Source organism: Microbacterium sp. NPDC077391, assembly GCF_040686955.1.
Classification (GTDB): Bacteria; Actinomycetota; Actinomycetes; order Actinomycetales; family Microbacteriaceae; genus Microbacterium; species Microbacterium commune.
This window is the reverse complement of record NZ_JBFBMI010000001.1, coordinates 1,134,323-1,148,434: the sequence shown is the minus strand read 5'-3', so window position 1 is coordinate 1,148,434 and position 14,112 is coordinate 1,134,323. Positions and strand designations below refer to the sequence as shown.

At 63.9% G+C, this 14,112-nt stretch carries 14 protein-coding genes, 1 tRNA gene and 1 pseudogene; 13 read left to right on the top strand and 3 right to left on the bottom strand.

Annotation, left to right across the window (positions count from 1 at the left end; genetic code table 11):
• Positions 1-462: 462 nt before the first annotated feature.
• Complete coding sequence (locus tag AB0O65_RS05295; RefSeq protein ID WP_363383489.1) at positions 463-1,338, bottom strand: hypothetical protein; 876 nt, start codon at positions 1,336-1,338, stop codon at positions 463-465.
• A 166-nt stretch (positions 1,339-1,504) separates the two neighbouring features.
• Here AB0O65_RS05295 and AB0O65_RS05290 point away from each other — a divergent pair, with 166 nt between their 5' ends.
• Positions 1,505-1,969, top strand: coding sequence for a hypothetical protein (locus AB0O65_RS05290; protein WP_363383487.1), 465 nt, complete (start codon positions 1,505-1,507; stop codon positions 1,967-1,969).
• Positions 1,970-2,011: 42 nt separating this feature from the next.
• Here AB0O65_RS05290 and AB0O65_RS05285 read toward each other — a convergent pair whose 3' ends face one another.
• Positions 2,012-2,779, bottom strand: a complete 768-nt coding sequence (locus tag AB0O65_RS05285) for a hypothetical protein (RefSeq protein WP_363383485.1) — start codon at positions 2,777-2,779, stop codon at positions 2,012-2,014.
• Between the two features lie 218 nt (positions 2,780-2,997).
• Between AB0O65_RS05285 and AB0O65_RS05280 the strand changes: the two genes are divergently transcribed.
• The 12 genes and pseudogenes from AB0O65_RS05280 to AB0O65_RS05225 all read left to right on the top strand — a co-directional run.
• Positions 2,998-3,765 carry a hypothetical protein gene (locus AB0O65_RS05280; protein ID WP_363383483.1) on the top strand — a complete coding sequence of 256 codons (768 nt, stop codon included), beginning with the start codon at positions 2,998-3,000 and terminating at the stop codon, positions 3,763-3,765.
• Between the two features lie 5 nt (positions 3,766-3,770).
• Complete coding sequence (locus AB0O65_RS05275; protein ID WP_363383481.1) at positions 3,771-4,838, top strand: hypothetical protein; 1,068 nt, start codon at positions 3,771-3,773, stop codon at positions 4,836-4,838.
• Positions 4,835-5,572 (top strand): hypothetical protein, encoded by a 738-nt coding sequence (locus AB0O65_RS05270; protein WP_363383479.1) that lies wholly within the window; start codon positions 4,835-4,837, stop codon positions 5,570-5,572. The genes AB0O65_RS05275 and AB0O65_RS05270 overlap by 4 nt, the downstream gene beginning before the upstream one ends.
• Positions 5,573-5,631: 59 nt before the next feature.
• A complete protein-coding gene (locus AB0O65_RS05265) occupies positions 5,632-6,102 on the top strand; it encodes a hypothetical protein (RefSeq protein WP_363383477.1) in 471 nt (156 codons plus the stop codon).
• 180 nt (positions 6,103-6,282) lie between these two features.
• Positions 6,283-6,933, top strand: a complete 651-nt coding sequence (locus AB0O65_RS05260) for an MT-A70 family methyltransferase (RefSeq protein WP_363383475.1) — start codon at positions 6,283-6,285, stop codon at positions 6,931-6,933.
• The gene (locus tag AB0O65_RS05255) at positions 6,933-7,130 is read left to right on the top strand and encodes a hypothetical protein (protein WP_363383473.1); all 198 of its coding nucleotides are present in this window, start codon (positions 6,933-6,935) and stop codon (positions 7,128-7,130) included. Before AB0O65_RS05260 ends, AB0O65_RS05255 begins: the two co-directional genes overlap by 1 nt.
• Positions 7,131-7,322: 192 nt before the next feature.
• Positions 7,323-7,535, top strand: a complete 213-nt coding sequence (locus tag AB0O65_RS05250) for a hypothetical protein (protein ID WP_363383471.1) — start codon at positions 7,323-7,325, stop codon at positions 7,533-7,535.
• Complete coding sequence (locus AB0O65_RS05245) at positions 7,528-9,690, top strand: type IV secretory system conjugative DNA transfer family protein (protein ID WP_363383469.1); 2,163 nt, start codon at positions 7,528-7,530, stop codon at positions 9,688-9,690. The genes AB0O65_RS05250 and AB0O65_RS05245 overlap by 8 nt, the downstream gene beginning before the upstream one ends.
• A 181-nt stretch (positions 9,691-9,871) precedes the next feature.
• Positions 9,872-10,729 carry a replication-relaxation family protein gene (locus AB0O65_RS05240; protein WP_363383467.1) on the top strand — a complete coding sequence of 286 codons (858 nt, stop codon included), beginning with the start codon at positions 9,872-9,874 and terminating at the stop codon, positions 10,727-10,729.
• Entirely contained in the window at positions 10,726-11,022 is a 297-nt protein-coding gene (locus tag AB0O65_RS05235; protein ID WP_363383465.1) for a hypothetical protein, read from the top strand. The genes AB0O65_RS05240 and AB0O65_RS05235 overlap by 4 nt, the downstream gene beginning before the upstream one ends.
• Complete coding sequence (locus tag AB0O65_RS05230; RefSeq protein WP_363383463.1) at positions 11,019-11,843, top strand: hypothetical protein; 825 nt, start codon at positions 11,019-11,021, stop codon at positions 11,841-11,843. The genes AB0O65_RS05235 and AB0O65_RS05230 overlap by 4 nt, the downstream gene beginning before the upstream one ends.
• 231 nt (positions 11,844-12,074) lie before the next feature.
• Positions 12,075-13,118 (top strand): annotated as a pseudogene (locus AB0O65_RS05225) (recombinase family protein); the annotation flags it as partial.
• Positions 13,119-13,998: 880 nt separating this feature from the next.
• On the opposite strand, the gene AB0O65_RS05220 reads toward AB0O65_RS05225, so the two are convergent.
• Positions 13,999-14,073 (bottom strand) — tRNA-Gln (locus AB0O65_RS05220).
• Between the last annotated feature and the right edge of the window lie 39 nt (positions 14,074-14,112).

Below are 14,112 nucleotides of genomic sequence, written 5' to 3'. Positions count from 1 at the left end.
CACCAGCATCGAGGAAGGCCCGCCTCATGCGGCGGAGCGACCCAGAGTGGGGAATTTCGATGAGCAGAACCGAGGAATTTCAGTGAGCGCCGTCAGCCGCTCGCAAGGAACGCTTCCAGGCGATGTTGCGAGCCGAAGGAGTCCGCATCAAGAGCAAGGACACGCACGCCGAGCGAGTGCTGGCCTACTTGAATGCCACTAGCGCACCGCCAACTCCTCCAGCTCCGGCACCACCGCCAGTTGGCGGCGATGCGTTCTTCGACAACCTCATGCGCGACGTTTGGAGATAGACCTGATGCCAACGAACGAGGACTGGATCGCCGCCACCGGCCCGCGTGCTGTGAGCGAGAATGCCGAGGACACCGCGATTCCGTACGCGGTGCTTGATGACCCGCGCTTGTCACTCATCGCGAAAGGGCTCTACGCCCTGGTGCTCACTGGCCAGGGACAACCGATCAATCCCTACGAGGACGCCATCGAAGACGTCGAGGACATTCGAGTCGCGGTTGAAGAACTCGTCGACGCTCGGCTTGTCGTGCGCGTCGTCGGGCCTTGACGGACTTCATAAGCGTCCCCGTAATGCATGAGTCGACTCCGGGCAGTCCGCGACAGCGTAATCGTTGCTCCCGAGTTCCGTTCGGTGATAAAGGACGACATCAGACCTGGGGTCGTCAGGCCGGTAGACACGACCCAGATCGGCCAGACAGGCATGACCCAAAAGACTTGGATCTTGAGGTCGTCGTCACCAGGTTTCTCAGGCGGTCGAAGGGGGATGTTGTAGAAATTCTCCTTCGCGGTCGCGAAGAACTCGCTAGTTGGCGAGTCGTGTAGTTCCCATTCGCATCCGTCTTGGAAGACATCGTTGATGTGGACGTGCGGGATGCGCCACTGGGCATTGTGTAAAACGTCGACTTGGACGCCTGCTATCACCAACCCGTCGACCTCGCTGATCGCGATCTTGCCCCATGGCCGCTCGATGGTGAGGGTGTCGCGCAGGATGTAGCTGAGTTTCTCCGCGCCGCGGTCGCTTCGTCGCAGCGAGGTTCGCTGCTCGACGTGGTGAGCGGCCGCGTACGCCTTGAGCCGCTGGTCGAGTGTGTCGCCGTCAGTCTGGAATCCGCTGGTATCGAAGTAGGCGCGAATATCGCTCTCAGGGTCAGCGCCGTGGCGGACGAGCGCATCGATGAGCGCACCGTAGGCACGTTCGATACTGCCGCGCCCAACAACGTCAGTGAGGAATTCGGACGTGGCTGTGCGCTCGATGCCGAAGGGCCCTGACCTGCGGCGAACCTGACGCAGCTCCTGATAGAGCTCGCGGCGGAGCGGGTCGTCCTTCACGTTCCCATGATGCCGTACTCGCCCCTGAGGGATGGTGCTTGTGCTTGCCAAGATTCGGCAGCGGTGTTAAACCAAGGAGGCCTTCTTGGTGTTGAGAGAGTGTCGAGTTTTCGCGACCGCCCTGGTGACGAGGACTCATCCACACTCTCAACGGAAGGAGTCGGCCATGACCGACGACAAGAATGACGGCACGGCCAGATCTGATCACGACGCTTCGTTTCAGCGGTCGCTGCGTAACAAGGGGTTCGAGCCCGGCGAGCCGGTGCATGAGTACTCGTCCTGCTTCACTGCCGAGCAGGCGCAGGCGTCACTGTTCGCTTCGACGTACTCGACGCCGATCCCGGTGTTTCTCACGGGAGAGGACGACGGCGTTCGTCTTCCGGTGGTGCTGGACCACGCGCGCCCCGTCTACGCACCGTATGGATCTGAGGCTGGCACCACGTCACCGGGATGCTTCGAGGCTCCGGACTGGATGTTCACGGGGTGGATAATGCCGTCTGGGTATTCCTCCACCACAGCGATCATTCGCGTTCGGATCTGGGTGGACAGCGATTTTGACGCCATGTTTCTGTGGCAGGTCATCTCGACACCCGACCCCAACCAGGAAGAGATCCAGGTGATCTCCGGGTAGCCCGCTTGAAGTAGAGTTCCACTCCTTCGAGCGGGCTCTATTTCATTTGTGGACATCGCGTTCGACGTCAAAGTAGAGAGCGACTTCGGCACGGTAGTTGCGGGTGACGGACAGCACTGTCGACAAACGCGAATCGGAGAGTTCCATCGCGGTCGCCCACGATGCCCAGACCGGCATCAACCAGTACACGGCGACCGAGAAGATCGGCACGTACCTCTCGGTCGCCGTTGTTACCCGCAAGGACGCTTCGAAGGTCTCCGCTGCGACTAACCATGCCGGATCTCGTGGATCCGGAGCGAGCGCCCAGTCGAGTTCTTGGCGCTTCTCGCCACCGTTGACGTAGACGTCAGGTTGCCGGTACTTCGAGTGACCGGGGAGGCGAATCGATACCTGGCAGGCGACAGAGTCCTGCCGTTGAACGAGGTTGATTCGCCCGAGCGGCCGGTACATCAACGACATATCCCGCAAGATCGCGCTGAGCTTGTTGGCTCCTGCATTCGAATGTCGCAGTACCGTCCGCTCATCAACGAACCCGGCTGCTGCAAGGTACGCCAGCCGGGCATTCAGAGTCGACCCCGGCGTCTCGAGCCCACAACTCGCATAGAAGGTGAGCACGTCGCTGTCACCGAGGTGGCGCTGCTGATCGAAGACGTCGAGGAGCGTGGTGTGGGCTTGCTCGACGCTGCCATTACCCACGACCTCAACCAAGTGTGCGGAGCCAGCGATCTGGTCGATCCCGAGCGGCTGGGGCGAGCGGCGCAACGCGCGGAGCTCTCGCAGAAGCTCAATGCGCAGTGGGTCATCGTTCATACCGATCAGCGTGTCAGTTTCGTGTCAGTGACGCGAGAACGCTCCGCACCGAATCTAGAAGCAGAACAACTTCACCAACAGCAACTCAGACCGAACCGTCCAACCGGACTCGGGACTGTCGAATCGGCCGTCATACAGCGAGAGGGCTTCGCGCCAACGAAGCCCTCTCCGTCGCCAAAACCATCCCACCCATCGCGAAATGAATCAGGAGCATTCTGATGACTCTTTCCACCGTACGCGGTCGCGCCCTCGGCGCGGCTCTTCTTCTCACCTCGGGCCTGGCGCTCGCATCCTGCACCGGCTCGCACGGCAGCGCCGGGGCGGATCAGCAGATCGTAGCGTCCTGTCCGTCGAATCCGGTGGCATCGACCGTCGGCCTCGATGTGTCGGGATCGTTCCAGTCCGACCTTGTGAAAGCCGCCACCATGGACACCGTCGCTGCGGAGGTGCGGCGCGCGGCGCTCTGCGGTGGTCATGTCCGAGTATTCACGTTCGCATCGTCGACCGGTGCGACCGTGATGCTCTACGACGGCGACCTTCTGGTGGAGGCGCCCACGGAGAATGCCCGGCTGCGAAAGGCCGGCAAGCTCGCGGACCAGACGACGACCACGATCTCGGAACACTACGACGCAGCGCTCATGAACATGACCGGCAATGGATCGGACCCGCTGGGAATGCTGACGCTCCTGCAGCAGGCCAATGCCCTCTACCCGGAGCACGCGTTGGTCAACGTACTGGTCACCGATGGGGTCAACACGATCGGCGCCGACCCGACCGCCGTCCCGGATGCGGATGCTGCTCGGGCGCTCGCAGATCAACAACCAGTGCCTGAGCTGTCGGGCGCGGACGTGTCGATCGTCGGGATCGGGAAGCAGGGTGCCGGTGAGCTTTCGTCCTCGGTGATCACCAATCTCACCGCGTTCTGGGAGCAGGTCTGCCAGAACACTCATGCTGCCCGGTGCCACGTCTCCACCGAAGGACGGTGACCACGATGACTCCCATGCCCCTCGATCCGCTCGTCGTGGCGGAAGACGCCGAGGATGCGGCGTCCCGCGTGACGATCCCACATGCCGAGCAGGCGCTGGTCTTCGCTCGCCCCGAGGGGATCGGGCATCTCTGGGTCGAAGACGAGTACGACGAGCTCCAGGAAGAGCAGCGCCACCTGTGGTCGGCATCGGCTGAAGGTGCTGCCCGCAGTGCGGGTATCGAAGCTGCGAAGCTCCAGGGCACCGCGACCGAGGCGGGGGCGCTGGTGAGCGCGAACCGCGCCGTCGTCGACCATGCGCGGGAACGGATGCTGCGCACAAGCACCGTACTCAGCCCGTTCCGTCGCCGCGCCCGAGACACGAAGGTCTGGTACCAGCTTGGCAAGGCGGGGCTGCTGTGTGGCGATGTCGCTGGGTTCGGGACCGCCGCGATCTGGCTGGGCGAGCTGCCGGTGATCGCGATCAGCCTCGCTGCCAGCGCCGCCGTTGCTACTGTCGCCGCCGGCCTGATAGGGGTCGACGTACGCGACCGCGAGCAGCGCCGCCAACGCCATCGGGCCGTCTCCGAACCGTCCGAGGCGCAGCAGGAGTTCCCGCACCTGTTCATCGAACCGACGGGTGGAGCGGTCAAGCGCATGCTGGCGGTCGCGGCAGGGACCGCAGGCGTGATCGGAATCGGGATCGCGGCGCTGCGCTCGGCCGTGGACGACCCCTTCATCGGCATCGTGTTCGGCGGCATCGCCCTAGCAGTCGCCGGAGGCTCGTTCCTGATCTCGTACGCCGGAGCTGATGAAGTCGCTGATCTCCTCGACCACGCGGAGGCAGACTACGACCGGGCAGCGAGCAAGCACCTCACCCTCAGCGCACACCCGGCCCTACAGGCAGCGGCCGGGGCGGACGCCGAAGCCGACAGCCTCATGCTCGAACACCTCACACGCGGAGAGGCCGCTGAACGCCGCATCCGGGCACTGAAGTGGGGCATCCTGCGACGCAACCCAAGTCACGCCGGTCACGGACCCGGTGCAGCCCGCATCGGCGGTCAGACGCCCCGACGTGAGGAGGGGCGGCCGTGACCTCGCTCATGCACCGATCTGGGCTTCACCCGAGCGGCACGCTCAGTACCGCGGCAACACCCGCACGGGAAGTACGCCTGCGCTGGCCAGGCCTTGACCCGCTCGACCCCTGCCTCGACATCCTCATCTTCGACGACTCGTGGTCGCTGCGCGCGAGCAACGGCAACGACCCCGTTGGAAACCGGTATGTGGAAGCTCGCCGTGCCGTGCAGATGCTGTCGCAGTGGACGACGTCCGCCCGCCAGCAGGTCGCTGTGCTGCACTTCGACTACCCGCACGTCACTGTCGAAGGCCCGCACCAGCTCGACCGCGCGTCGGGTCGCGATCAAGTGCTCGCGGCGCTAGTGGATCCCCCGGGCTCGGGCGGGTCGAGCGCGCTCGCTCCAGCAATGAGCGCAGCGACCCGACTGGCTCGGGAGTACAGCGGCATCAACCGCTGCACGATCTTCTCGGACTTCGAGCTCACCGATCTCAACATCGCCCAACCGTTCGAGGAGATGGCGCAATTCCCGGGACAGATTCATGCCGTCGCGCTCAACGCCAATCCGCCCGCCCGGCTGATGGGGCTCCCGAACGCCACGATCACGCGTATCGCCACCGACAGCCCGCCTGGGCTTGCCGCTGCTGCGCTGATGCACTCGCTCACGACCGGCCGGCGTGGTGCCCGGCGCTCCTCGCTGCGCCAGTCGCGGGCGAGGGAGCCGACCAGGCCGCCCCTCGACTCGACCCCATAGACGGGCACTCCCGAAATGGGCAGCCCGGTAAGCAACTCACCCTGAAAGGAGGGAAGACCATGACCACAACCACTACCAACGAGATGAGCGACGAACAGTTCGACGCCACGATCAGCACCCTGATGCTGAGAGACCTGCGAGAGCTGCACCGGCTCACCTCGGACGACGAGGTCGCATCGCAACTGCGCGCAGGCATACAGAAGTACGGCGAGTGCTTCTTCGGGCTCGCGCAGGCGATCGCGAACGGGGCGGTACCGAGCGGGCCAGATGAGCTTGAAGGCCTCTGGCTGCGCTTCTACATCACCACGTATCGCGACCGAAGCGAAGCCCTGGAAGAGCTCCTCGAGCACTTCGCGATCCTGCCGCCGCGCGACGAACTCTTCGCCGACGTGGATCGGGAGTATCACTGGCTTCTCACCCTCGATGAGGAGCGTGCCGAAGCTGTACTCGCAGATCGCGTCTTCCTGGTGGAAGGAGCAGAAGGCGTCCACGCCTATCTCCGCTACCCCGAGAAGCCGGACAACGAGTAGTGCCACGGGAGGCACCCGGACCATTCTCCGGGTGCCTCCCACCCAAACGGCAACCGATTTCGTCGTTGTGGTTTTCGCAACGACGACGACCAGAACATTGACGGCGTGCGCCGCAGGGCGCATAACCAGTCATCGCCACCGCCCGCCGATCGTGCGGGCTGGAGAGAGGAGCACTTCGACATGACCGACATCATCAACACCGAAAGCCAGACGCCGAGGAACCCGAAGGGGAAGCCGCAGCGCTTCGCGGTGATCTACGCCGACCCGCCCTGGGACATCCAGCAGAAGGGAGCTCGCGGCGCGCAGGGCAAGTACGACCTGATGACGCTCAGCCGCATCAAGCGGATGCCAGTGGCTAACCTCGCCGCCGACAACGCCACCCTGCTTCTGTGGACGACCAACGCCGCCCTGCCCGGGGCGCTGGAGGTGATGAAGGCATGGGGCTTTGAATACAAGACCAACGCCGTCTGGGACAAGTACTACATGGGACTCGGGAACTACTTCCGCGGCAGCCACGAGATCCTGCTCCACGGGATCCGAGGCAAGGCGCCGTTCAAGTTTCGCGGCCAGCGCTCGACCCTCCTGTTCCCGCGCCAGGACCACTCCCACAAGCCCGAGGAGATGATCCCGCTCGTCGAGCGCGTCCTCGATGGCCCCTATTTGGAGTTGTTCGCCAGACAGAGACCCAACAGCCACGCTGATTGGAGCATCTGGGGCCAAGAAGCGCCCGGTGGAAGCGATGTCTTCATCCCTGGATATCCCGTACCTGCGTACTCGAAGCGAGCGACGCTTTCGACGACTGCGCAAGCAGAAGGAGTAGGTGATGACTGATGGGCGAGTCGACGCCACCACCGATCACGCAGCGGTTCTTCCGCGCCTGCCTACTCATCCTCGGCGGCATTCTCGCGCTCTGGGTCGCACTGGAGCTTCTGGCCCGATTTTGGGGCTGGATCCTGCTGGTAAGCGTGATCGTGCTCGTCTTGTGTGCCGCGGTCTACGCCTACCGCTACTGGTGGGGTGGGCGATGAAAAGCATGAGCACGTTCGCCTCTGTGAAGTCGTTGCGGAATGGACAACGACCCCGCAAAACGCTTGACAATCCAGTCTTTCACGTTCATAACAGGGCGAAATGTGCTCCTCCGGCTTATGCCTGCGAGCCATCCGAACGTCCTTCCGCGACCGTCACGCGAACCAAAGCAGGGGTGGGAAGGAGGTTCACGCATGAGTAGTCATGCCCGCGGCCCACGCCGCCGCTACCGCAAGAACTCCGGACGCCGCGTGTGGGTGTTCTCCGAACTCAACCATGACCTGCGCCCCGAACAGGTCGCGAAAATCATCACCGCCGCTGGCCTGGAGCAGGCACGACTGGAAGCCGCCGCGCAAGCGGACGCCCGGGCAGCAGCGCAGCGAGAAGAGGAGGCCGGTCATGCCTGATGCCTTCGTCTTCACCCGTCTCTACTTGCCGCGTCCCCTCGAAACTCAGATGCTCGACGGACTGCTGACCCGCCTCGTCAGTAGCGACATCCCGCGTCCGATCTCCCTCGAGGTTGTCACCAGTGCCGAGGGGGTCGTCCCCGTGCTGGGATGTGCGCCAACGGGCGTTCAGCGCCTGAAGCGCCTCCTTACAGGTCTGGTGCCCGGGGTCGGGTTCGAGGCCGCCACGCGCCCGGACGTGGCGGCTGTCAGCCGCGTCACCGCCCGCCCTGGTGGGCTCCCACTGGCCGAAGTCGATCCAGAGCGGATTCTGGCCGGTCTGTACCAGGCGTTGGCTGCCCGGCGCGGCACCGAAGTCCTTGGTATCCAACTGATCGTTGGCCGCGCCCACCGTCCGCAATCGCTGCGCGCCACGCCGCCCGACCCGCTGCAACCGCTGGGCTCGATGCTCCTGGACGGCGTTCGCCCCGCATCGACGGACACCCGCAAACGGCTGCACACGCATGCTGCCCAGGCCCGCTTCGACGTCACGCTCCGCATCGGCGTCACCGCTGAGAGCGTGAAGCGCCGTCATGCCCTCACTTGGGAGATGTTCGGTGCCCTGCAACCGTTGGAAAGCCCCGGAGTCCGCTTCTCCCTCGTCCGCGACACCGCCGCGCGGTGGAAGAACGGGCAGGCCGGCCCCGGGACGAAGCTGCGTCTGACCACCACCGAACTCATCCCGCTACTCGGCTGGCCGCTCGGCGACCATCCGTACCCGGGCGTTCCCGCCGTGCATCCGCGGATGCTGCCTGTGCCCGAGATCGTCAGCCGGACCGAATCTGTCTTCGCTATCGGCACCGCGCCCGGCCCAGAGCGGCGTGTTGGCCTCGATACCGAGAGTCGCATGCAGCATCTCGTCGCCATCGGCCCGACCGGGTCAGGAAAGTCGACACTGCTCGAGCACCTGATCCTGTCGGATGTCGCAGCGAGACGCGCTTGCTGCGTCATCGAACCGAAGAAGCAGCTGGTGGATCGCATCCTCGATACGGCACCTGCCACAGCGGCAGGGCAGATCGTCGTCCTCGACGCCACCGAGACGGAAGCACCGGTCGGGTTCAACCCGCTCGACGTCGGCGATCGCGATCCCGACATCGTCGTCGACGGCATCCTCGCCGCGCTCGGTGCTGTCTTCCACGAAGGCTGGGGACCGCGCACCGAATATCTTGTCCAAGGAGCGCTCCTGTCCCTCGCCAGAGCCGGACAGAAGCGAGCCGTGCCGTACACGCTAATCGACTTGCCCACGCTGCTCACCGACGCGGCCTTCCGCCGACCCGTCATCGCCGCCGTGCAAGACGACGCCACACTGGCCGCGTTCTGGGCCGAGTTCGAAGACATGCGCCCCGCGCAGCGTGCCGCCGTGATCGCCTCGCCACTCAATAAACTCCGCAAGATCGTGATGCGAAAGCCGCTGGTTCGCGTCCTCGGGCAGGCCCAGCCGCGCTTCCGGCTCCGCGACATCTTCCGCGAGAAGAAGACCGTGCTGGTGCCACTCAACGACGCCCTCCTCGGCGAAGGCGCCTCCAAGCTGCTCGGCAGCCTCATCGTCGCGGAACTCTTCCTCGCCACCACCGAGCGGGCAGCGGAGAAAGAGCCAATGAAGCGCCCCGGCATGATCTTCATCGACGAAGTCCAGAACTACCTCCACCTGCCCACTAGCGTCGAGAACGCCATGAGCGTGTTCCGCTCCTACGGCGTCGGCCTGCACGTCGCTCACCAATACCGGAAGCAATTGCCCGATCAGATGCGCAGCGGCCTCGACGCCAACGCCCGCTCCAAAGTTTGCTTCGCCCTCGACACCGACGACGCCCACGACATGGCAAAGCGCGCACCCGCACTCACCGCCACTGACTTCGAAACGTTGCCGAAGCACCACGTCTACGCCCGCCTCGTCGCGGGCTCCACGCCGACCGAGTGGTGCTCGGCTGCCGTCCTCCCGCCCCCACCCGCCAGTAGTGCCGCGGACCTCATCCGCGACGCCAGCCGCGAACAATACGGCGCACGACCGACGAACCTTACCGCGCCGGTCCCGACAACGTCCGTTCCGAATGTGTCCAGCCAAGCAGACAGGGAGCCATCGCTGCGACGGTCGCACCAGAAGGCGAGGCAGACATGATTCCCACGATTCGTTTCCATAAGAAGTGGCGGCCGCATTCCTGTCGGTGTTCCGGTCGGCGTTCGCTTCACCAGGAACACCCACCGCCTCATCGCCCCGTGTTTCGGCTCATTCCGCTCGTTTCAGCAAGGGACTCCCGCTGCTTCGCAGCGGATGCCGGTCCAGCCCTGGGGGCGGCATCATGACCCCTGGATTCAAGCGCGATCTCGGCTTACATCTCACGGCGAGGGATATCCGGATACTCGACGACCTGGAACATCTCCGGCTCCTCACCACGCGGCAGATCCAGCGCCTGCACCTGCCCGCAGCGCCGTTCGGTGAGCACGTCACCGTCAGCGCCGCTACTCGCGGCACCACCCGTATCCTGACGCGACTCGAAGGGCTCAAGGCCGTCTCCCGACTCGAGCGACGCATCGGCGGCGTAGAACACGGCTCCGCGCTCACCATCTGGCAGCTCGGATACTCCGGCGAAAGATACCTGCGACTACGGCGAGGCGACACCGATCGCACCCAGTATCTGGAGCCCGGGCGACCGTTCGCCACCCACACGCTCGCCGTCGCCGACATCGCAGTCACGTTACGCGAACACGCCGGAGCCACCAGTTTCGAACTCATCGACCTCGAAACGGAACCGCGCTGCTGGCGTCCGTTCGCCACCGCGACCGGCGAAGCGACCCTCAAGCCCGACCTATCCGTCGTCACCGCCGACCCGGACACCGAGACCCACTCGTTCGTCGAGGTCGACCTCGGCACCGAGCACCTCCCGGCCGTGATCCGCAAGTGCCGGGTCTACCAGCGCTACTTCCGCACCGGCACCGAACAAGCACAGCGCGGGCTCTTCCCAGCCGTCGTCTGGCTTGTCCCGACCACCAAGCGCGCTCGCATGATCGCCGACGCCATCCAAGCCGCGCGCGATCTCGACGCCGACCTGTTCTGGATCACGACTACCGACCAGGCGCTTGCGCACCTCGCTCCCTACGCACTGCCCGAGCAACCCTCGGCACGCACCACTACTAATCCGAAAGGAGGAACTCCATGAACTCATCAACATTCACCACTGCTACGGCGGACCAGTCCGACAAGGCACGACAGCTCATCGAGCTCGGCCTTGCCATGGACCCCGAAGCTCGCTCCGAAACGCTCGCGCGGCTCATCGCCGGGAGCGTCCACGGCGGCGCTGATACCGCCCTGTGCCGATTCGCCGGCGCAGGAGAACTCCGCCCCGAGGCGGCACTCACTGAACTCAACAGCCTCCGCGTGCCCTTCGAGCAAGAAGCCTGGGTCGACGCGCTCGGGCGCTACATCCTCGCAACCGCGGGAGACCGATCATGAACGAACACGAACCGCAGCTGGCACCTGAAGCACGAGTAGCCGGAGATCGCACGATCCCGGACTTTCGACGCCTAGAAGTCACCACTCGACGGTTCGCCCAGTACATCGTCGACGGCATCGCTACCGCTCAGGCTGAACGCCACGAGATCAGCAACGAGACGGCCCGTTGCATCGCCCACGTCATCGGACGCGCCTACGGTCGGGAATCGGCCCTTGCCGAGTTCGGACGAAATGGCGAAGGGCAGTACCTGACGCTTCGCGATGAGTACCTCGACCTCTACGGCGACCCGGACACCCCCGCCGAAGTCAAGGAGTGGATCGACTGGCTCGGCACATACCTCGTGCAGCGCGAGAACACCGGCAGCGGCCGCCAATTCATGAACGAACACCAACCGCCGAAGCTGGATCAACTGCTCGTTCAGGCCAGCATTCGCGTCGGCGGCGAGTACTTCACGGTGAACGTGCCGGCCACCTGGGACAGCGGCGAAGAAGACGGCCTGATTGAACTGCTCACAGACCTCCGCCTGTCGGAAGACGAAGCCCTGCAGGCGTTCCTCATGCTCCCAGACGTAAGCGTCGGGACCGACAACATCATGGAGAGCTTCCACGAGAGCTACGTCAATGCCTATCCGTTCCTCGAGGACGCGGTGCGCGACCTGGCCGAGGTTGACAGACTCGAGCTCACGATCTACGAGGCTACCGAATCACGATCGCTCCCCGACAACGCCGTCGCGATCGACTACGGCCTCATCGAAGATCACGTCCGCGAAGGCTACGACCTCATCGAGTGGAAGGGACGCACCTATGTCTTCAACAAGTAGCCGCCGCTCTCCCCCGCGGAAAGGTGGTGGTCTCCAAACGAACCGCAGGATCCACCTCACGCCCGAGCGACGTGACCAGATCGATGTCCACCACTTGGGGCGAGCGCTGTTGCGTCTCGCCCAAGAGCGGTACGACGCGGGGCGAGCAGTGACCGAAACCGAGACCGGATAGTCGACGAAGTCACGCTGACCCGCCTGCATTGAACCTAGCCACACGAGAGGAGGAACGTCATGCCGAACGCCGCTGAACGAGGTGAAAACTACATCGCCGACGCCACCCCCGTGCGCCTCCCTGAACCTCCTGTGGAAGGGCAAGAAGGACTGGACTTCTCGGCCGAAGAGAGGGTTAATCCGGAGGACCAAAACGGAGGTAACCCACCCATGACCCTAGAAATTGCGGGTCCAGTCGATTCGTCGGCACCCGCCAACTCCCTCGACGGACTCGAACATCTACTGGCTTCGCCGACGACCATCGCCGGCGAGGATGGCAAACTCGCCGTTGCGCAAGCCGTCATCTACCTGCGCGTCTCGACGCCGAGGCAGTTGCACACTGCTGCAGACATCGACGAAGACGGAAACAGCATTGCAACGCAGCGCGTCGAGGCACTGCGAAAGGTGCGTGAGCTCGGAGCGACTGTCGCGAAAGAGTTCCTTGAGCCAGGGCAGTCGGCACAGACGATCTCCAAACGCGCGGAGTTCAAGAAGCTGTTGCGCTACGTCGATGACCACCCCGAGGTGAGGTTGGTCGTCATCTACATGCGCTCCCGCGTCTTCCGAAACTTCACCGACGCCGCGATCACGAAACGCCAACTCCTCGAGAAAGGCGTCCGGCTCATCTCGGCCAAGGAGGAGTTCGGCGAGGGGTACATGGCCGATGCCATGGAAGCCATCACCGACATTATGAATGAAGTCCAAGTCCGCATGAACGGCGAGGACGTCAAGGTGAAGATGGCCCACAAGGTGGAGCAAGGCGGCACCGTCGGCCGCGCGAAGCTCGGCTACCTGAACGTGCGCAAAGAGTTCAGTGGCCGACTGGTGAACACCATCGATGTCGACTACGAGCGAGCGCCGCTCGTCACCTGGGCGTTCGAGCAGTATGCCACCGGGCGGTACTCGATCAGTCAACTCAACGACATGCTCGACGAGCGCGGCCTCACTACACGCCCATCGCCGTCGCGGCCAGCCCAAGCGGTCAGCCGTAGTCGGCTGGCGCTCATACTTCGCAACCCGTACTACACGGGCGTCATCCGCTACAAGGGCAAGCTCTACGTCGGACGGCACGAAGCCCTTGTCTCGAAGGAGACATTCTTGAAGGTGCAGGAAGTGCTCGACCACCGCAACCGCAAGGGCGATCGCGACATCATCCACTTTCATTACCTCAAGGGCAAGCTCTACTGCGGCGCGTGCCTTGACGCCGGTCGACAGAGTCGCATGGTCTACAGCCAGAACGCAGGGAATGGCGGCACGTACGAGTACCTAGTCTGCGCCGGACGCCAGCGCAAGCAGTGCCCGACGCCGTGGCTAAGGGTCGAGCAGATCGAGGGCGAAGTCATGCCCGTAGTGGCCGCTGAACGGCTCGCGCCTGACACCATCAACGGGATGAGGGCAAGCGTCACCGACGCCATCAACAATCTGCTCGCTTCGGACCGCGACACGAAAGCTCAGTTGACGAAGCAGCTCCGGAAGCTCGAGGCGCAGGAAGAACGATTGATCGAACTCGCCGCGACTGGCACGCTGCCCATCGCCAAGATTCGCGAGCGGATCGAGAGGACGACCCTTCAGACGGAAGCCATCAGAGAGAAGCTCGACGTCACGCTTGATCGCCTCCAGTATGGAGCGGACACCGCGCTGGCGTACATCGACCTGCTTGGCGAGCCGGGCAACCTCTATCAGCGGGCCTCAGACACCGTCCGCCGCGACCTTCTGACTGCGTACTTCAGCAAACTGATCGTCCGTGTAGAGGACAACAAGATCCAGATCACCGGCGAACGCAACGATGCGAACCGCGGCATCCGGGAGGTCCACAGCCGACAAGATGCCGCCAGTGCCGAACAGACGCCAAGAACCACAAAACCTCCCCGCTCAAGAGCAGGGAGGTCGGAGAACAAACGAACCATGGCCAGTTCATTTGACCATGGTTCGAGTAACGTTCGTGTGGCTGGGGTACCTGGACTCGAACCAAGAACAACTGAACCAGAATCAGCCGTGTTGCCAATTACACCATACCCCAAGGGCGAAACCGGAGCCTCGCACCGAGAGTCAAGCTTAC

Coding starts and splice junctions, on each gene's coding strand:
- AB0O65_RS05290 (WP_363383487.1), top strand. CDS start 1,505: ATGACCGACGACAAGAATGACGGCACGGCCAGATCTGATCACGACGCT.
- AB0O65_RS05285 (WP_363383485.1), bottom strand. CDS start 2,779: ATGAACGATGACCCACTGCGCATTGAGCTTCTGCGAGAGCTCCGCGCG.
- AB0O65_RS05280 (WP_363383483.1), top strand. CDS start 2,998: ATGACTCTTTCCACCGTACGCGGTCGCGCCCTCGGCGCGGCTCTTCTT.
- AB0O65_RS05275 (WP_363383481.1), top strand. CDS start 3,771: ATGACTCCCATGCCCCTCGATCCGCTCGTCGTGGCGGAAGACGCCGAG.
- AB0O65_RS05265 (WP_363383477.1), top strand. CDS start 5,632: ATGACCACAACCACTACCAACGAGATGAGCGACGAACAGTTCGACGCC.
- AB0O65_RS05260 (WP_363383475.1), top strand. CDS start 6,283: ATGACCGACATCATCAACACCGAAAGCCAGACGCCGAGGAACCCGAAG.
- AB0O65_RS05255 (WP_363383473.1), top strand. CDS start 6,933: ATGGGCGAGTCGACGCCACCACCGATCACGCAGCGGTTCTTCCGCGCC.
- AB0O65_RS05250 (WP_363383471.1), top strand. CDS start 7,323: ATGAGTAGTCATGCCCGCGGCCCACGCCGCCGCTACCGCAAGAACTCC.
- AB0O65_RS05245 (WP_363383469.1), top strand. CDS start 7,528: ATGCCTGATGCCTTCGTCTTCACCCGTCTCTACTTGCCGCGTCCCCTC.
- AB0O65_RS05240 (WP_363383467.1), top strand. CDS start 9,872: ATGACCCCTGGATTCAAGCGCGATCTCGGCTTACATCTCACGGCGAGG.
- AB0O65_RS05235 (WP_363383465.1), top strand. CDS start 10,726: ATGAACTCATCAACATTCACCACTGCTACGGCGGACCAGTCCGACAAG.
- AB0O65_RS05230 (WP_363383463.1), top strand. CDS start 11,019: ATGAACGAACACGAACCGCAGCTGGCACCTGAAGCACGAGTAGCCGGA.